General features: G+C 33.7%; 17 protein-coding genes. 16 read left to right on the top strand and 1 reads right to left on the bottom strand.

Translation table 11 applies throughout. The features are described 5' to 3' along the window. Position 1: 1 nt before the first annotated feature. From I6U51_RS13900 to I6U51_RS13825, 16 genes are all read left to right on the top strand, one after another. Positions 2 to 1,042, top strand: a complete 1,041-nt coding sequence (locus tag I6U51_RS13900; RefSeq protein WP_211143219.1) for an ABC transporter permease — start codon at positions 2 to 4, stop codon at positions 1,040 to 1,042. A 34-nt stretch (positions 1,043 to 1,076) separates the two neighbouring features. Further along, positions 1,077 to 2,312, top strand: a complete 1,236-nt coding sequence (locus I6U51_RS13895; RefSeq protein WP_211143218.1) for an NAD(P)-dependent malic enzyme — start codon at positions 1,077 to 1,079, stop codon at positions 2,310 to 2,312. 65 nt (positions 2,313 to 2,377) lie between these two features. Continuing rightward, complete coding sequence (locus I6U51_RS13890) at positions 2,378 to 3,403, top strand: type II glyceraldehyde-3-phosphate dehydrogenase (RefSeq protein WP_246517345.1); 1,026 nt, start codon at positions 2,378 to 2,380, stop codon at positions 3,401 to 3,403. After that, entirely contained in the window at positions 3,391 to 4,659 is a 1,269-nt protein-coding gene (locus I6U51_RS13885) for a phosphoglycerate kinase (protein WP_211143217.1), read from the top strand. Before I6U51_RS13890 ends, I6U51_RS13885 begins: the two co-directional genes overlap by 13 nt. A gap of 1 nt (position 4,660) precedes the next feature. Next, a complete protein-coding gene (locus tag I6U51_RS13880; protein WP_211143216.1) occupies positions 4,661 to 5,506 on the top strand; it encodes a transketolase in 846 nt (281 codons plus the stop codon). Continuing rightward, positions 5,506 to 6,477: a transketolase family protein gene (locus I6U51_RS13875; protein ID WP_211143215.1), complete on the top strand. Its 972-nt coding sequence runs from the start codon at positions 5,506 to 5,508 to the stop codon at positions 6,475 to 6,477. Before I6U51_RS13880 ends, I6U51_RS13875 begins: the two co-directional genes overlap by 1 nt. 80 nt (positions 6,478 to 6,557) lie before the next feature. Beyond that, a complete protein-coding gene (locus I6U51_RS13870) occupies positions 6,558 to 7,352 on the top strand; it encodes a 5-deoxy-glucuronate isomerase (RefSeq protein WP_211143214.1) in 795 nt (264 codons plus the stop codon). 165 nt (positions 7,353 to 7,517) lie between these two features. After that, positions 7,518 to 9,452 (top strand): 3D-(3,5/4)-trihydroxycyclohexane-1,2-dione acylhydrolase (decyclizing), encoded by a 1,935-nt coding sequence (gene iolD / locus I6U51_RS13865; protein ID WP_211143213.1) that lies wholly within the window; start codon positions 7,518 to 7,520, stop codon positions 9,450 to 9,452. Positions 9,453 to 9,482: 30 nt separating this feature from the next. Continuing rightward, complete coding sequence (gene iolE / locus I6U51_RS13860; RefSeq protein ID WP_211143212.1) at positions 9,483 to 10,379, top strand: myo-inosose-2 dehydratase; 897 nt, start codon at positions 9,483 to 9,485, stop codon at positions 10,377 to 10,379. A 97-nt stretch (positions 10,380 to 10,476) separates the two neighbouring features. Next, positions 10,477 to 11,487: an inositol 2-dehydrogenase gene (iolG, locus tag I6U51_RS13855; RefSeq protein WP_211143211.1), complete on the top strand. Its 1,011-nt coding sequence runs from the start codon at positions 10,477 to 10,479 to the stop codon at positions 11,485 to 11,487. A gap of 142 nt (positions 11,488 to 11,629) precedes the next feature. Continuing rightward, positions 11,630 to 12,871: a nickel-dependent malate racemase, LarAH6 family gene (larAH6, locus tag I6U51_RS13850; protein WP_211143210.1), complete on the top strand. Its 1,242-nt coding sequence runs from the start codon at positions 11,630 to 11,632 to the stop codon at positions 12,869 to 12,871. A gap of 110 nt (positions 12,872 to 12,981) precedes the next feature. Then, a complete protein-coding gene (gene cobC, locus I6U51_RS13845) occupies positions 12,982 to 13,569 on the top strand; it encodes an alpha-ribazole phosphatase (RefSeq protein ID WP_211143209.1) in 588 nt (195 codons plus the stop codon). Positions 13,570 to 13,816: 247 nt separating this feature from the next. After that, entirely contained in the window at positions 13,817 to 14,569 is a 753-nt protein-coding gene (cobS, locus tag I6U51_RS13840; protein ID WP_211143208.1) for an adenosylcobinamide-GDP ribazoletransferase, read from the top strand. 30 nt (positions 14,570 to 14,599) lie between these two features. Beyond that, positions 14,600 to 15,148 (top strand): bifunctional adenosylcobinamide kinase/adenosylcobinamide-phosphate guanylyltransferase, encoded by a 549-nt coding sequence (gene cobU / locus I6U51_RS13835; RefSeq protein ID WP_211143207.1) that lies wholly within the window; start codon positions 14,600 to 14,602, stop codon positions 15,146 to 15,148. An 18-nt stretch (positions 15,149 to 15,166) separates the two neighbouring features. Then, the gene (locus I6U51_RS13830) at positions 15,167 to 16,216 is read left to right on the top strand and encodes an FAD:protein FMN transferase (protein ID WP_211143206.1); all 1,050 of its coding nucleotides are present in this window, start codon (positions 15,167 to 15,169) and stop codon (positions 16,214 to 16,216) included. A 148-nt stretch (positions 16,217 to 16,364) separates the two neighbouring features. After that, on the top strand, positions 16,365 to 16,562 hold the full coding sequence (locus tag I6U51_RS13825) for a DUF1858 domain-containing protein (protein ID WP_211143205.1): 198 nt from the start codon (positions 16,365 to 16,367) through the stop codon (positions 16,560 to 16,562). A gap of 29 nt (positions 16,563 to 16,591) precedes the next feature. Here the strand turns inward: I6U51_RS13825 and I6U51_RS13820 are convergent, their stop codons facing one another. Next, on the bottom strand, positions 16,592 to 17,509 hold the full coding sequence (locus I6U51_RS13820) for a cation diffusion facilitator family transporter (RefSeq protein WP_211143204.1): 918 nt from the start codon (positions 17,507 to 17,509) through the stop codon (positions 16,592 to 16,594). Positions 17,510 to 17,772 lie beyond the last annotated feature (263 nt).

Genomic DNA, 17,772 nt, shown 5'->3' with positions numbered 1-17,772 from the left:
AATGGAACAAACAAACAAAAAAGCAAGGTTTGATTTAAACGAAGATAAATCTTTAAAAAGTATATTATCTAAGCTTGGTCCTTTATTAGGCTTGTTAATACTTTGTGTTGTTTTGACCTTTGCATCGGATCAGTTTTTTACCTTTAAAAACATAATGAATATAGCAAATCAATCTGCAATAAATAGCTTAATTTCTGTTGGTATGCTACTTACTATAATAACAGCAGGTATCGATCTTTCTGTTGGTTCTATGTTGGCGTTATCTATATGCGTAATGGGAGTTGCTATAACAAAGTGGAATATGTCTCCTATGCTAGCTCTTCCACTATGCTTATCAGTTGGTGCTTTTCTAGGATTTCTCAATGGAATTATGCTTACTAAACTAAAATTACCACATCCATTTATATCAACATTAGCTATGAAAAATGTGGCAAGAGGTTTAGCTCTTATAGTTACAGCAGCTTCTCCAATATCAGGTTTCTCTAAATCAGTTCAATTTTTAGGATCAGAAAAAATAGGAGCGATACCAGTAAGTTTCATATTAGTTTTAGTTGTATTTGTAGTTTTCCATATATTCTTAACTAGAACAGCTCAAGGTAGATATATATATGCAGTTGGTGGTAATCAAGAAGCTGCAAAGCTATCTGGTGTTAATGTGCATAGAACATTAATACTAGTTTATACGATATGTGGTTTCATGGCAGCACTATGTGGAATAGTTTTAGTAGGAAGAGTTAATGCAGCATTTCCACTAGCGGGTTTAGACTACGATGCAGATGCTATCGCTGCTTGTATAATAGGTGGAGCATCCTTTATGGGTGGATCTGGTACAGTATGGGGAACGTTAATAGGAGCTATGATTATGGCTGTACTTAGAAATGGATTAAATCTTCTAAGCGTACCAGCAGATATACAAACTGTTGCAATAGGATTAGTTATAATAGGTGCCGTTTATGTAGATGTTTTAAGAACTCAAGCTCAAAAGAAAGCTAAAATAGCGCCAGTTACAAACACAAATAATGCAACAAGTGCTAATGCATAAAAAATAAAATTTATAGTACAGACAGGAGGAAATAATGTTGGATTTAAGAGAAAGAGCACTAAAATTTCACAAAGATAATGAAGGTAAGATAGCTTTGAATTGTAAGGTACCGGTTAAAAATCAAGAAGATATGACACTTGCATATACACCAGGAGTTGCAGAACCTTGTTTGGAAATTAATAAAAATCCAGAGATGATTTATGATTACACATCAAGAGGAAACTGGGTTGCTGTAGTAACAAATGGTACAGCAGTATTGGGACTTGGAGACATAGGTGCAGGAGCAGGACTTCCTGTTATGGAAGGCAAAGCAGTATTATTTAAAGCCTTTGGTGGAGTAGATGCTTTCCCAATATGTTTAGAAACTAAGGATGTAGATAAGATTGTTGAAACAGTTAAACTTATGGAACCGACTTTTGGTGGAATTAATCTAGAGGATATAAAGGCTCCAGAGTGTTTTGAGATTGAACAAAAGCTTAAAGAAATTTCTAATATACCGATATTTCACGATGATCAACATGGAACAGCAGTAGTTTCAGCTGCATGCTTGATTAATGCATTGAAACTCACTAATAAGAGGTTTGGAGATATTAAAGTAGTTATAAACGGTGCAGGCGCAGCAGGAATTGCTATTACTAAACTATTATTAAAGATGGGAACTAAGGATGTAATTCTTTGCGATACTAAAGGAGCAATATATAAAGGAAGACCTTCTGGTATGAATAAATACAAAGACGAAATAGCTGAAATAACTAACAAAGAATTAATATCAGGAAATCTAACGGATGCGTTAAAAGGTGCAGACGTATTCTTGGGAGTGTCAGTTGCAAACTGTGTAACACAGGAAATGGTTAAATCAATGAACAGAGACTCAATTATTATGGCTATGGCAAATCCAAATCCAGAAATACTTCCCCACTTAGCTGTAAAAGCTGGGGCAAAGGTAGTATGCACAGGTAGATCAGACTTCCCAAATCAAGTTAATAATGTATTAGCTTTTCCAGGAATATTTAGAGGAGCATTAGATGTTCATGCTAGTGAAATTAATGATGAAATGAAGATAGCAGCAGCCTATGCTATAGCAGGACTTGTAGATGAAGATAAGTTAAGACCGGAGTATGTTATACCGGAAGCCTTTGATTTGAGAATAGCACCTAAAGTTGCTGAATATGTAGCTAAAGCTGCAATTGATACTGGAGTTGCTAGAAAAAATGATATTACTCCAGAGATGGTTGCAGAACACACCAAAGCGTTACTTGGTCAATTATAAATAGTATTATTCTAAAACTTAAAGGTTTATTAAAAGATAAATATTAAAAAATAGGGGGAATAAAAATGATAAAAGTTGGCGTTGCAGGTTTCGGCGTTATTGGACAAAGACTTGCAGATGGAGTTGCTTCTCAAAAAGATATGGAATTAGTGGGAGTTGCAGATGTTTCACCTACACTTTCAGTAAGAGCTTTAAAAGAAAAAGGATTGCCATATGCTTTATATACTGCAGTACCGGAAAATAAAAAACTATTTGATGAATTAGGAATACCTGTAAGCGGTACCCTTGAAGAATTAGTGCAAAAATGTGATGTTATCCTTGACGCTACTAGTGCTGGAGTAGGAGCTAAAAATAAAGAACTTTATGCTAAATACAATAAAAAAGCAATATTCCAAGGTGGAGAAAAAAACAATGTGGCAGATGTATTCTTCCATGGTTATGCAAACTATGAAAAGGGAATAGGTAAACAATTCTTAAAGTTAACTTCCTGCAACACTACAGGACTTATCAGAGCAGTAGATTGTATAGATAGAGAAGTAGGTGTTGAAAAAGTTGCAATAACAATAATAAGACGTGTTGCTGATCCTGGTGACTATCACAGAGGTCTTACAAATGCATTACAGGTTGATAAGGCGCCAAGTCATCAGGCATTAGACTTAATGACAATAATGCCTCATGTTGATGCAACAGGAATACTTGTTCATACACCAGTAACACATGGACATATCATAACTGTTTTAGCTACACCTAAAAAGGATATATCAAAAGAGCAATTATTAGAAATGTTTAGTAAACATCCAAGAATAAGAGTAGTGAAACTTGCTGATGGATTCCTTGGAAATGCTTCATTATTTAGATATGCAAGAGATCTTGGAAATCCAAGAGGAGATATGTATGAAATAGCAGTATTTGAAGAGTCAATTGTTAAGTCAGGAAAAGACATAATGTTTGCAATAAATATTCCTCAAGAAGCAGTAGTTATACCAGAAAATATAGATGCTATAAGGGCTGCTATGGAAATGCAAACAGATAGGCTCGAGGGAGTTGCAGAAACAAATAAATATTTGGGGATGGGAAAATGGATGGAATAACAGCAACTAAAATAAAATCTATGGAAGAGTTTGACTATAAAAATAAGACAGTATTATTAAGACTTGATATAAATTCACCAATTGATCCGGAAAGTAAAAAGATAGTAAGTGAAAATAGAATAAATAAAAGCATTCCTACACTAAGCTATCTGATAGGACAAGGAGCTAAGATTGCTATAATAGCGCATCAGGGAGATACATTAGACTATCATAATTTAATGTCCATGAAAGAGCATGCAGAAAAGTTATCTCAAAAGCTTGGCAGAGAAGTAAAATACGTAGATGATGTATGTGGTCCTGCGGCTCAGGAAACAGTCAAAAATTTGAAATGCGGTGAGTTAGTTCTTTTGGGAAACCTAAGATATTTAACGGAAGAGGTATCCACTTTCGAAAACGACGTGAAATTAGATGCAAAAGGAATGCTAAATACCTACTTAGTTAGAGGTCTTGCACCTATTGTGGATTGCTATGTAAATGATGCCTTTGCGGCAGCACACAGAAATGCACCGTCTATGGTCGCTTTTCAAGAAATTCTTCCTAGTGCGGCAGGTACGTTAATGTTTAAAGAATTAAGTGCTTTAACAAAGGTTATGGAATGTCCAAATAAGCCTTCTGTATTTGTACTTGGTGGACTTAAAATCTCAGATGCTTTTGGAATGATGAAACAGGTTTTAGAAAATGATACTGCAGATAGAATATTATGTTGTGGTATAACTGGGCATATAATGCTTATGGCAAAGGGATACCAATTAGGAGAAGCTAACGAGAAATTTATAAAAAATAGAAATCTCGATGTGTTTATAGAGCCAGCTAAAGAATATATTAAAAAATACGGTGAAAAGATAACGTATCCAGTGGACTTAGCATATGAGCAGGATGGATCTAGAAAAGAAATTTCTATAGAAGAACTTCCTACTAGTCACATGTGCATGGATATAGGCCATAAAACTATAGAAATATTTGAAGAGGAACTTTCAAAAGCAGGAACTATTTTTGTAAATGGTCCAGCTGGAGTTTACGAGAATAAAATATTTGAAGATGGAACTAAAGCGATATGGAATGCTATAGCAGATGCTGAAGGTTATTCCGTAATTGGCGGAGGGGATACAGTAAATGCAGCACAGCGCTTTATAGATACAAATAAAATAAATTATGTTTGTACAGCTGGAGGTGCAATGGTGAGGTTCCTTTCCGGAGTAAAAATGCCTCTTATAGAAGCTATGAAAGAGGCTTATGATAAAAAAATGGAGGTGTAGAATGCTTAGTTTGGACAAAATAAGAGAATTAGAAGCTTTTGCTTTAAAGATAAGAATAGAAACAGTGAGAGCCATAGGTACTTTAGGTTTTGGACATATGGGAGGAGCAATGTCCGTTGCTGATACTATAGCAGTACTTTATGGTGAAGTAATGAATATAGATCCTCAAAATCCAAAGTGGGAAGACAGAGATTGGTTGGTATGTTCAAAGGGACATGCAGGGCCTGCAATATACTCAGCTCTTGCGCTGAAAGGATATTTCCCTAAAGAAGACCTTCTTACACTAAATACACCAGGAACTCATTTCCCAAGCCATTGTGATAGAAATCTAACGACAGGTATTGATATGACTACAGGGTCTCTTGGTCAAGGATCTTCTACTGCATTAGGGGTAGCCCTGGGGAATAGATTAAAAGGTAAAGATAGCTATACTTATTTAATACTTGGAGATGGAGAGATACAGGAAGGTCAGGTATGGGAAGCTGTAATGTGTGCAGCTCAGCAAAAAATAGACCATCTTATTGCCTTTGTAGATTACAATAAGCAGCAGTTGGATGGATACACTAAAGACATAAATGATCTTGGAGATATTAAAGCTAAATTCGAGAGTTTCGGGTGGTATGCTCAGAGTGTTGATGGACATAATGTTGAGGAAGTATACCATGCTATAGAAAAGGCCAAAGAAAATGAAGGCAGACCTTCAGTAATAGTTTTGAATACTGTTAAGGGAAAGGGATGTAGTTTTGCAGAAGGTATTTTAAGTAATCACCATATAACTGTAAGCAAAGAGCAAATGGAAGATGCACTTAAGGCATTAGAGAATAAGCTACAAGAGGTGATGAAATAATGAGTATTAAATTAGCAGAAAAAAGAGTAAATGAAGAAATAGCAATGAGAGATATGTATGCTAAAACGCTTATGACACTAGCAGAAAAAAATGAAAATATTGTAGCTCTTGATGCAGATTTGATGAGTTCAATGGGAATGATGCCATTCAAGAAAGCGTATCCAGATAGAACTTTTAATGTAGGAATACAGGAAGCAAATATGATTGGTGTTGCAGCAGGTATGTCTGCAGTAGGGCTAATACCTTTTGCTCATAGCTTTGGACCTTTTGCTACAAGAAGATGCTTCGATCAAATTTTTTTATCCTGTGGATATGCAAAGCTTAATGTAAAAATTACAGGGAGTGACCCAGGAGTAACTGCGGCTTTTAATGGGGGAACACATATGCCTTTTGAGGATATGGGAATACTCCGAAATGTTCCAAACATAACAATACTAGAACCAGTTGATAGTGTAATGCTTGAAAATATAATAGAGCAGATTGCTGATAAATATGGTGTGTTCTACACTAGGCTTTTAAGAAAAAATGCGGTAAAAATATATGAAAATGGTTCAACCTTTGAAATAGGAAAGTCTATAGTACTTAGAGATGGCAAAGATGTAACAATATTTGCTACAGGAATAATGGTAGCAGAAGCATTAAAAGCTGCTGATGAATTGGACAAAGAGGGTATATCTGTAAGAGTTGAAAATATGTTTACTTTAAAACCAATTGATAAAGAAGCTATATTGAACTGTGCAAAAGAAACAGGTGCTATTGTAACGGCTGAAAACCACAGTATATTAAATGGATTAGGTTCTGCAGTAGCAGAAGTAATAGCAGAAAATGAGCTTGTACCACTTGAAAGAGTTGGGGTTGAAGATAGATTTGGCCAAGTTGGTCCTGTAGATTACTTAAAAGAGCAGTATAACCTTACTTACAAAGATATTATGTCAAAAGTTAAGAAGGTTTTGGAAAGAAAGAGTAAATAATTCAGAGTAGATATAATAAAAATTTATAAGCTTATTCTAAGGTTTAGAATGACTTAAATATTATAAAGAGGTGACAAATTATGCTTAGGATTAGACAGAATGAACCTTTTAGATATGGTTATAATTCGATAACTACTATTGATGAACAAGAACATAACACTATGATGGATTTTGGCATACTGAGGCTTGCTAAGGATCAGGTTGAGATAGATAAGGATGAAAAAGAAAGGGCATTTCTTTTAATTAAAGGTGAAGTTACTTTTGAATATGATGGTAAAAAAGAAAATGCTTTAAGAAATTCATGCTTTGATGAAGAGCCATGGGTACTTCATGTACCAAAGAATGTTGAAGTGAAAATTATAGGTGTTGCTGAAGATACAGAAATATGTGTTACTAAAACAACTAATGACACTATATTTGAATCAAAATTGTATATAAGTAAAGAATGTAGAAGTGAAAATCGTGGTGCAGGAACAATGAAGGAAGCTTCCACAAGAATTGTAAGAACTGTATTTGATTATTCAAATGCTAAATATTCAAACTTAGTTGTTGGAGAAGTTGTAGATTACCCGGGAAAATGGTCAAGCTATCCACCACATTATCATCCACAACCAGAAATATATTTTTACAAGTTTAACCCTGAGCAGGGATATGGATTTTCAGAGTTAGGAGAAGATGTAGTTAAGCTAAAGAATAATGATACTGTAAAAATACTAGACAATGCTACACATCCACAAACTACAGCACCAGGATATGCTATGTATTATATTTGGGCAATAAGACATTTAGATGGGAATCCATATATAACTCCGATTTTTGTGCCTGAACATCTGTGGGTTACAGAAGAAAATGCTAAAATTTGGCCTGATAAATAAATTAAAATTTACTTAATCAATATTGGAATTACTCCAATGTTTAAAAACTAATAAAATTGCCCCTTATTAAATTATATATACATCCGCCGTTCCTCTTTACTGATTCCCTCCAATACGGCGGATGTCCTAAAATAGGTAAAAATTTATTTGTTTTGAGGTGAAAATATGAAAACTATTAGGCTTACAATGGCACAGGCCCTTGTTAAGTTTTTAGATAACCAATATATAGAGTTTGATGGAAAAGAAATTAAGTTTGTAAAAGGTGTATTTACTATTTTTGGACACGGTAATGTTCTTGGCTTAGGACAGGCTTTAGAACAAGATTCAGGAGAACTTATAGTGCATCAAGGAAGAAATGAACAAGGAATGGCTCATGCCGCGATAGGCTTTGCAAAGCAAAATCACAGAAAGCAGATTTACGCTTGCACATCATCTGTTGGTCCTGGTGCAGCGAATATGGTTACAGCAGCAGGAACTGCAAGTGCAAATCGTATTCCAGTGCTTTTCTTACCTGGTGACACCTATGCTGTACGTCAGCCTGACCCTGTATTACAGCAGGTTGAGCATTACCATGATTTTAATATTACAACCAACGATGCTTTCAAGGCTGTAAGTAAGTACTGGGACCGTATAAGTCGTCCAGAGCAGCTCATGTCTGCCATGATAAATGCCATGAGAGTACTTACGAATCCAGCTGATACTGGAGCTGTTACAATTGCATTACCTCAAGATGTTGAAGGTGAAGCATATGATTATCCAACTGTTTTTTTTAAAAAGAGAGTCCATAGAATAGAAAGAAGACCTGCTACTAAGGAAATGATAAAGGATGCTTTAGACGTTATTAAGTCTAAAAAGAAACCTTTAATAATATGTGGAGGCGGTGTTAGATATTCCGAAGCTGCTGAAGTACTCAAGATATTTGCTGAAAAGTATAATATTCCTTTTGCTGAAACACAAGCAGGAAAGAGTGCAGTTGAATGGAATCATGAGCTTAACCTCGGAGGCATTGGTGTAACAGGAAACCTTTCAGCTAATCTAATAGCAAAGGAAGCGGATGTTGTTATAGGAATAGGAACAAGATATACGGATTTCACTACATCCTCAAAGTGGATCTTCCAAAATCCTGATGTAGAATTTGTAAATATTAATGTTGCTGAGTTTGACGCCTACAAAATGGATGCTGTAAGAGTGGTAGCAGATGCAAAGAGTGCTTTAGAAACTCTTACAGAAGAGCTAGACAAGGTAGGGTATAAATCAGGATATTCAAGTGAAATAAAAGATGTAAAGAATAACTGGGCAGAGGAGCTTAACCGCCTCTTTAATGTAAAATATGAAAAAGATTCATTTAAGCCAGAAGTGGCAGGGCACCTAGATCATGTAATAGAGGAGTTTGGCAATCAAACAGGTTCTTTCCTAACACAGACAAGAGTATTAGGTATACTTGATGAAATGCTTGACGAGGATGCTATTGTGGTAGGTTCATCAGGAAGCTTACCAGGAGATTTACAGAGAGTATGGTGTCCAAAGAAAGCTAACACATATCATATGGAATACGGATATTCCTGTATGGGGTATGAAGTAAATGCTTCTCTTGGGGTAAAGATTGCTCAGCCTGAACGTGAAGTATATGCTATGGTAGGCGATGGATCTTATATGATGCTTCACTCGGAGCTTCCTACATCTATTCAAGAAAGAAAGAAAATCAATATACTTCTATTTGATAATATTTCCTTTGGTTGTATAAACAATCTTCAGATGGGGAACGGTATGGGAAGCTTTGGCACTGAATTCAGATTTAGAAATCCTGAAACTGGTAAATTAGATGGAGGATTGGTTCCGATAGACTTTGCTAAGAACGCAGAAAGCTATGGATGTAAAACCTATACTGTTAAAAACGAAGAAGAATTAAGAAAAGCTATAGAAGATTCAAAGAAACAAACTGTTTCAACATTGATTGATATTAAAGTTCTTCCTAAGACTATGACAAATGGTTATGAATCATGGTGGAGAGTTGGAACAGCAGAAGTTTCAGAGAAAGAAAGTATTAAAGAAGCTTATAAAGATCTTGTGGGTCACATAAAGGATGCAAGAAAGTACTAAAAATAAGGCAAGGATGGGATGGGATAAGATATGTTAGATAAAAATAAAGTGAAATTGGGAATAGCTCCTATAGCATGGACAAATGATGATATGCCCGAGCTTGGAGGAGAAAATACTTTTGAGCAATGTGTTAGTGAAATGGCTTTAGCTGGCTTTACAGGAAGTGAAGTAGGTAACAAATATCCAAGAGATACAGAAGTATTAAAGAAGGCTTTAAACTTAAGAGGGATAAATATAGCTAGTGCCTGGTTTAGTTCATTCTTAACTACAAAACCACTAGAAGAGACTGTAATTGAATTTATAAAACATAGAGATTTCCTTAATGCTATGGGTGCAAAAGTAATAGTTGTATCGGAGCAAGGACACAGTATTCAAGGTATGATGGATACTCCAGTTCTAAGCAAGAAGCCGCACTTTACAGAGGAAGAGTGGAACAAGCTTGCAAAAGGGCTAGAAGAGTTAGGCAAACTTGCAGCACAAGAAGGTATGAAGATAGTTTATCACCACCATATGGGTACTGGTGTACAAACTTTAGAAGAAATAGACAAACTTATGGAGATGACAGACTCTAATCTAGTATATTTACTTTTCGATACAGGACATCTTACTTTCTCGGATGTAAATCCAGAGGTGGTTCTAAAGAAGTATATAAACAGAATTAAGCATGTACATTTAAAAGATATAAGAAAAGAAATAATAGATACAGTAAAGAGCGAAGAAATGAGCTTCTTAAATGCAGTTAAAGCTGGAGTATTCACAGTTCCAGGAGACGGAATGATAGATTACGATACACTATTTAAGATTCTAGATGAAAATAATTATGAAGGTTGGTTTGTCGTTGAAGCAGAACAAGATCCTGCTAAAGCTAATCCATTAGAATATGCTATAAAAGCAAGAAAATTTATAGCAGAAAAGACAGGTCTATAGTATTTAGATAAAAATATTCCAAGCAGATCTCTTATATGTAAAGAATCTTTTTATATAAGAGATACTAAATTCTAAATGTTGATAGGAGAGATTGATTATGGATAAGAAAATTGTACTTGGTATTATTGGAGCTGGAAGAATAGGAAAACTTCATGCGGAGAATGTAATTAATAATTTTGTAGATGTTAAAGTTAAGGCTATTGCAGATGTATATGCTGACAATATAAAAGATTGGGCTGCAAACTTAGGGATAGAAAATGTATATTCAGATTATCATGATATACTAAATGATTCAGAAATAAATACTGTTTTAATATGTTCATCTACAAATACACATTCGCCTATATCCATAGAAGCTGCTAATGCTGGAAAACATATTTTCTGTGAAAAACCTATAGACTATGACCTTGATAGAATAGCTGCAGCATTAGATGCTGTTAAAAAGGCAGGAGTTAAGTATCAAGTTGGTTTTAATAGACGTTTTGATCATAACTTTAGCAAAGTTCGTGAATATGTTAAAGAAGGCAAGATTGGTGATCCACATATAATTAAGGTTACTTCAAGGGATCCAGAACCACCTTCAGCTGAATACGCTAGAGTATCTGGAGGAATGTTCTTAGATATGACTATTCACGATTTCGATATGGTTAGATATTTATCAGGAAGTGAAGTAACAGAGGTATATACTAATGCTGCAGTACTTGTAGATCCTGCAATCGGAGAAGCAGGAGATGTAGATACAGCTTTGATTACACTAAAGTTTAAAAATGGTGCTATAGGTATTATTGATAATAGCAGAAGAGCTGCATATGGATATGACCAAAGAGTAGAAGTATTTGGATCAAAGGGAGGCGTAACTGTTAGCAATGATGCTCCAACTTCAGCAGTACTCAGTACAGCAGAAGGCGTATTTAGTGATAAGCCTAAATACTTCTTCCTTGAAAGATACAAGGATTCATTTGTTGAGGAGTTAAAGCAGTTCTTTGATGCAATAAAAAATGATACTCCAACACCAGTTGAAGGTATTGATGGATTAAAGCCAGTAATTATAGCGATTGCTGCAAAAAAATCCTATGAAGAAGGAAGACCAGTAAGAATTGAAGAGTAAATAATATAATTGTATAAATAACAGTAGATTTAGACTCAATAGCTTTGAGCCTGCCTCTACTGTTTATTTTTAAACTTTATGACAAGTTAAATGTAAAATTTTATAAAATTTGTATTAAATTAATTGATGAGGAGAGTTATTTATGGAGTATAGCTTTGGCTTTGGAAAAGGTAAATTAAAATTTAATATAGATGAAAAAAATGTATCCAATATATTACTTCCAAATGAGGTTGGGCTTGATTTAACTGGTGTAGAAGAAGTTAGAAGAGCAATGGACAATCCCATAAGTTCTAGTAAATTAAAGAATATTGTTAGAGCTGGAGAAAATGTTGTAATAGTAACTAGTGATATAACAAGACCTATGCCAAGTAAAACAGTACTTCCTGTAGTTATAGAGGAACTTAACAGTGCGGGAATAAAGGATGAAAATATTACAATAGTATTTGCTCTTGGAAGTCATAGAGCTCACACAGAAGATGAAAAAAAATATCTAGTTGGAGAAGAAATTTATGAAAGAATAGAGTGCATAGATAGCAATTCAACAGAATACGTACACTTAGGAATAACGGCAAACGGAACACCGGTAGATATAAATAAAGAGGTAGCAAAGGCTGATAGAAGAATATGCCTTGGAAACATAGAATATCATTATTTTGCAGGCTATAGCGGAGGCGCTAAGGCAATAATGCCTGGAGTTTCTACAAGAGCTGCAATTCAAGCAAATCACAGCAGAATGGTAGAAGAAGAGGCAAGAACAGGAAATATAGAGACTAACCCAGTAAGAATTGATATAGATGCTGTAGAAAAATTTGTTCCTATAGATTTTATAGTAAATGTAGTTCTAGACAGCAGCAAGAAAATAATTAAAGCAGTAGCAGGACATTATATAGATGCTCATAGAGAAGGATGCAGATTTTTAGACAGCTTTTATAAGATAAATATAAAGGAGAAGGCTGATATAGTTATCACTACTCCAGGAGGATACCCTAAGGATTTAAACTTATATCAAGCGCAAAAAGCATTAGATAATTCAAAACATGCAGTAAAAGATGGAGGAATAATAATATTAGTAGCTTCTTGTAAAGAAGGGCTAGGAGAGAAAGTGTTTGAGCAATGGATGTTGAGCTTTGAGAAATCTGAAGATATGATTGAAGAAATTAAAAGAAACTTTCAGCTTGGAGGCCACAAAGCAGCGGCGATAGCTATGATTTTAAAGAAAGCTAAGATATTCTTAGTTTCTGAATTGGAGCCGGATTTTGTAAGAAGTATATTTATGGAGCCTTTTTCAGATGTTCAAAGTGCTGTAGATGCAGCTTTTAATGAAAAAAGTGATAATGCTAAAGTAATACTTATGCCTTTTGGAGGGTCTACATTACCAGATTAGGTATTTAATATAAAGTAAAGGTTGCTAGCAATGTGCTAGCAGCCTTTATTAAGTTTGTATATTTATAATATTTTTTATATAATTAAGAAGGTAGAACTGGAGTGATTTACATGAATTTATATTTTGTAAGACATGGTGAAACTGAAAAAAATAAAAGTAAATGTTATTATGGTAGTTTGGATGTAGAGCTTACTAAAGAAGGTATTTTACAAGCAGAAAAAGCAAGAGAATTATTAAAGGATGTAAGCTTTAACAAAGTATATGTAAGTGAGAAGAAAAGATCAGTAAATACAGCTGAAATTCTATTAAAAAATAAGCAGTATAAATTAATAACTGATATGAGAATAAATGAAAGAGACTTTGGCGAATTCGAAGGTAAAGGCCATGAAGAATTAAAGCAGCTTTATCCAAAGGAATGGAAGGCATGGTGTGAAGATTGGAAAAATGCTTCTCCACCTGAGGGTGAGAGTTGTATACAAGTCTTTGAAAGAGTTAAAAGTTTTATGGATGATATCCTAAAACTAGAGGATGACAATATACTTATTGTGACTCATGGAGGGGTTATAAGATCAGTGTATTGTTATATACTTGGCGGAAATATAGATTATTTCTGGAACTTTGGCTCAAATAACGGAGATATAAGTATTATAAAATACGAATATGGTAATCTGTACATAGATAGTATAACTCATGTTTAGAGAAACTAACAAGAAAGTTAACTTAAAAACCTGCAAGTCGTAAACTAAAAATTTTGCGATGCAAAATTTTTATCAGAGGACAATTGACAGAGGACAGAGGACAGTGAAGGAGGATTTTTCTCCACTATGTTACGAAAAATCCTCCTTCACTGTCCTCTGTCAATTGTCCTCTGTCCTCTAAAAAAATTATGTCGTATTATTTTTAAATTACGAATTGAAGTTAATATGAAAGGAAGGCACTATAATTATGAAAGAAGTTGTATGCAATTTTTTATTGATGATTCAATTTTTAACTAGGATTCCGGTGAATATAAGTTTGCCTTGTGAAAAGGATAACTTTAGAAGAGCCTCAATATTTTTTCCGGTAATCGGTTTAGTAGTAGGTGGAATTCAGTGGGTAGTGTACAAGCTACTTGTGAATATTATTCCTATAGATGCAGTGATAATTATAATTTTAATAGTCGGCGTTATAGTAACAGGCGCAATACATATAGATGGGCTGGGAGATACCTGTGATGGATTTTTCGCTTTTAAGGGCAGCGATAGAATAATAGAAATAATGAAAGACAGTAGAATAGGAACTTATGCTTGTATTGCTATGGTTATGGACTTACTACTTAAATATACCCTCTTTTCTTTTATAGTTCCAAAATTTTCAGTAGCAATTATTGCAGTGCCCATGATATCAAGGTGTTCAGTATTGTTTTTAGGGTTTAAAGGAAAAACTGCGAAAAGTACTGGTACAGGAAACTTTTTTATTGGTAATGTTGGGATAGCCCAATTTATTATAGGTTTAGTAATTACATTAGGAGTTTTAGCATTATTGATGACGCCACGATACATAGTTATTTTATTAATTGCTGCGTTAATTTTATCCCTTATATTCAACTTATTCTGCGAAAAAAGAATTGGTGGATTAACAGGGGATACTCTTGGAGCGAATAATGAGCTGGTGGAAATATTAACATTAATTTTGATATCCATTATGTTAAAAATATAAGACGAAATAGTAATGTTAGGAGCGGATTATATGTCAAAAATAACTTTAGTTACTGGAGGTAGCAGAAGTGGCAAAAGTACTTTTGCAGAAAAATTACTAGAAGATAAGGATAATGTGTTATACATTGCTACTGCAATAGTAACAGATAAGGAAATGGAAAAAAGGGTAGAAAAACATAAGAAACAAAGAAATTCAAAATGGGAAACTTATGAAGGATACAAAGGATTGGATAAGATATTAAAAGAGGATAAGAATAAGTATGTGATGTTAGAATGTATAGGAACTATGGTAACAAATTTAATGTTCGATAAAAATTATGATTTTGAAAGCATGAATCAAGAAGAGATAGAAAGATTAAGTTTTAGTATAAAGAATGAAATAGAAAATATGATAGCATCAGCTAAAGAAAATAATAAAAATTTAGTTATTGTTACAAATGAAGTAGGATGGGGATTAGTATCAGAGCATAGACTAGGAAGAATTTTTAGCGATATACTAGGACATATAAATCAGTTTATAGCAAGATTAAGCGATGAAGCATATCTGGTTTCATGTGGAATTCCTTTAAAATTAAAATAGAAAAGAAGGTGATAGACAATGAAATACCTTAGTAGAAAAAAACTTTCTATATTATTAGTTAATCTTATGATTATGTCCTTATTTTTAGGAGGATGTAGTTCAAAAAATGTTGCACCAACTGAAAAAACGGAATATATGCTAGGTACTATATGTACAATAAAAGTTTACGATGGTAATAAAGATGAAGCAATTGATAAAGCTTTTCAAAGAATTAAACAGATAGAAAATGAAATGAGTATTAATAAAGAAGGAACTGAATTTGATGCAGTAGCAAATGCTGCAGGGAAGAATTTTGTAAAAGTATCCGATGATACCTTTGCAGTTATAAAAAAGGGATTATACTATTCTGAGCAGTCTAAGGGAGCCTTTGATATAACAATAGGACCGCTAGTTAAGCTTTGGGGAATAGGAACAGATAATGCTAAAGTTCCAACTCAAGCAGAAATAGATGCAGCAAAAGCTTTAGTTGGATATAAAGACTTAGCACTAGATGAAGCAAATAAAAAAGTAATGCTTAAGAGACCTGGAATGTCCATTGATGCAGGTGGAATAGGGAAAGGATTTGCAGCAGATGAGGCTGTAAAAGTTTTAAAGCAATATGGAGTAAAACATGGAATTGTAAATCTTGGTGGAAACGTATTAACAATAAATGATAGCCCTAATGGTCAACCATGGAAAATAGGGGTACAAAATCCTTTTGAACCTAGAGGAGAAGTTGTAGGTACGTTAGGGGTTACTAACAAGACTGTAGTAACTTCAGGGATATATGAAAGATATATTGAGAAAAACGGAAAAAAATATCATCATATATTAAATCCTTTTACCGGATATCCTATGGAAAATTCATTAGCTAGTGTGACTGTTGTAACAGATGTGTCCTTTGATGCAGATGCCATGACTAAGTATATTTTTTACCAGGGGCTAGAAAAAGGGCCTGAGTATGTAAAGAATTCTTTACCTGGAGTAGAAGCAATATTTATAACAAAAGACAAGGGAGTCTATGTAACAGAGGGGCTAAAAAATAATTTTAAATTAACCAATAGTGAATTCAAGATGATAAATAAATAGAACTTTAGGTATGTAAGTATCATTAAGGTTACTATTTAACAAAAAAGTTCATTCTTGCATTTAAGTTAAAATAAAAATATAATAAATTTATAATAAAGGCACATACTAACTTTTAGTATGAGAAAAGTGAAAAGGAAGGTATTTACTTATGGAAAAAGTAACAAAGGATATGACAATAGGAGAAGTTATAAGATTAAATCCTAGAAATGCTGAAGTTTTAATGAGCTTTGGTATGGGCTGTGTTGGATGTCCTTCAGCTCAAGCTGAAACTTTAGAGCAGGCTGCTCAAGTGCACGGACTAGAACTTGATAATCTGCTAAGAGCGTTAAATTCATTAAGTGAATAATTAAAGCGAAAATCACAGGATAAATAAGGTTATTCCTGTGATTTTTGTTTTATATGATTATTTTCTTTGTGTTCACAAACAAGGCATTGATGTGTACAGGATTCTAAATGTATTAAAACCTCTGTATTCCTGAGTGAGGTCTCAAGCTCATCTTCTATTTTATCACATATATCATGGGCAGCCTTTATTGACATATTTTCAGGAAAAACAAGATGCAAATCTATATATTTTATATTTCCAGACTTTCTTGTTCTCAAATCGTGAAAATCGCAGTAAACAGATTTAAACTTACTTATAGTAGACTCAATAATACTAATTTCACTATCAGATAACTTTACATCAAGTAAAGGGTTAAATGCGGTTTTTAATAAATCAAAAGCCTCCTTTAGAATAAATATCGCAACTATAATTGCAACTACTGGATCTAAAAAATGTAATTTTGTAATCCAGATTAATAATAGTCCTACTCCTACGCCGAGAGAGGTATAGACATCTGCTTTTAGATGCAAAGCATCAGCTTCTAAAGCTATAGAATCTTCCTGCTTAGCTACTTTGTATAACTTGTTTGATACAAAGTAATTTATTGCAGCGGAAATAAACATAACGATAAATCCGATACCTATGGATTCAACTGCCTCAGGATGAAGAAGTTTTTTTATGGCCTCCACTATTATCCAAACAGAAGCTACAAAGATAAGAAGGGCTTCTATTACTCCGGAAATATTTTCAACTTTACCGTGTCCATAGGGATGGTCTTCATCTGCAGGTTTATTTGAAATTTTTACAGAAAAATAAGCTATAATAGCTGCAACTAAATCCATTGTAGAATGGATGGCTTCAGATACTATACTTACCGATCCAGTAAAAACTCCAACAAATAATTTCATTATGATAAGGCTTGAGTTTGATAATATAGAAAGCCTTGCGACCTTGGTTTTTTCATTCATTTCTACAGTTCCTCCTAAAATTATTTGTTATCACTTGATAAGAAATTATAAGATAATAATAACGTATAATCCCTTAAAAGTCAATGATGATAGGGGTGAAATGTATTATCAATTGATAAAGAAAATTAATTCCTCTTTGTACTAATAATATTCTTTGCTAATTTCTTAATAATATTAAAAATTAGAATTTTCTTAGTAAAAATAAAAAAATTAGTAAATAATTTTTTATTTTATGTATGAGATTCTTTCTGTATCAAATAATA

The organism is Clostridium aciditolerans (genome assembly GCF_016316925.1).
Classification (GTDB): domain Bacteria; phylum Bacillota; class Clostridia; order Clostridiales; family Clostridiaceae; genus Clostridium_AM; species Clostridium_AM aciditolerans.
Note: the sequence above shows the minus strand (reverse complement) of the source record. Positions and strands in the feature narration are given on the sequence as shown.

Coding starts and splice junctions, on each gene's coding strand:
- I6U51_RS13900 (WP_211143219.1), top strand. CDS start 2: ATGGAACAAACAAACAAAAAAGCAAGGTTTGATTTAAACGAAGATAAA.
- I6U51_RS13895 (WP_211143218.1), top strand. CDS start 1,077: ATGTTGGATTTAAGAGAAAGAGCACTAAAATTTCACAAAGATAATGAA.
- I6U51_RS13890 (WP_246517345.1), top strand. CDS start 2,378: ATGATAAAAGTTGGCGTTGCAGGTTTCGGCGTTATTGGACAAAGACTT.
- I6U51_RS13885 (WP_211143217.1), top strand. CDS start 3,391: ATGGATGGAATAACAGCAACTAAAATAAAATCTATGGAAGAGTTTGAC.
- I6U51_RS13880 (WP_211143216.1), top strand. CDS start 4,661: ATGCTTAGTTTGGACAAAATAAGAGAATTAGAAGCTTTTGCTTTAAAG.
- I6U51_RS13875 (WP_211143215.1), top strand. CDS start 5,506: ATGAGTATTAAATTAGCAGAAAAAAGAGTAAATGAAGAAATAGCAATG.
- I6U51_RS13870 (WP_211143214.1), top strand. CDS start 6,558: ATGCTTAGGATTAGACAGAATGAACCTTTTAGATATGGTTATAATTCG.
- iolD (WP_211143213.1), top strand. CDS start 7,518: ATGAAAACTATTAGGCTTACAATGGCACAGGCCCTTGTTAAGTTTTTA.
- iolE (WP_211143212.1), top strand. CDS start 9,483: ATGTTAGATAAAAATAAAGTGAAATTGGGAATAGCTCCTATAGCATGG.
- iolG (WP_211143211.1), top strand. CDS start 10,477: ATGGATAAGAAAATTGTACTTGGTATTATTGGAGCTGGAAGAATAGGA.
- larAH6 (WP_211143210.1), top strand. CDS start 11,630: ATGGAGTATAGCTTTGGCTTTGGAAAAGGTAAATTAAAATTTAATATA.
- cobC (WP_211143209.1), top strand. CDS start 12,982: ATGAATTTATATTTTGTAAGACATGGTGAAACTGAAAAAAATAAAAGT.
- cobS (WP_211143208.1), top strand. CDS start 13,817: ATGAAAGAAGTTGTATGCAATTTTTTATTGATGATTCAATTTTTAACT.
- cobU (WP_211143207.1), top strand. CDS start 14,600: ATGTCAAAAATAACTTTAGTTACTGGAGGTAGCAGAAGTGGCAAAAGT.
- I6U51_RS13830 (WP_211143206.1), top strand. CDS start 15,167: ATGAAATACCTTAGTAGAAAAAAACTTTCTATATTATTAGTTAATCTT.
- I6U51_RS13825 (WP_211143205.1), top strand. CDS start 16,365: ATGGAAAAAGTAACAAAGGATATGACAATAGGAGAAGTTATAAGATTA.
- I6U51_RS13820 (WP_211143204.1), bottom strand. CDS start 17,509: ATGAATGAAAAAACCAAGGTCGCAAGGCTTTCTATATTATCAAACTCA.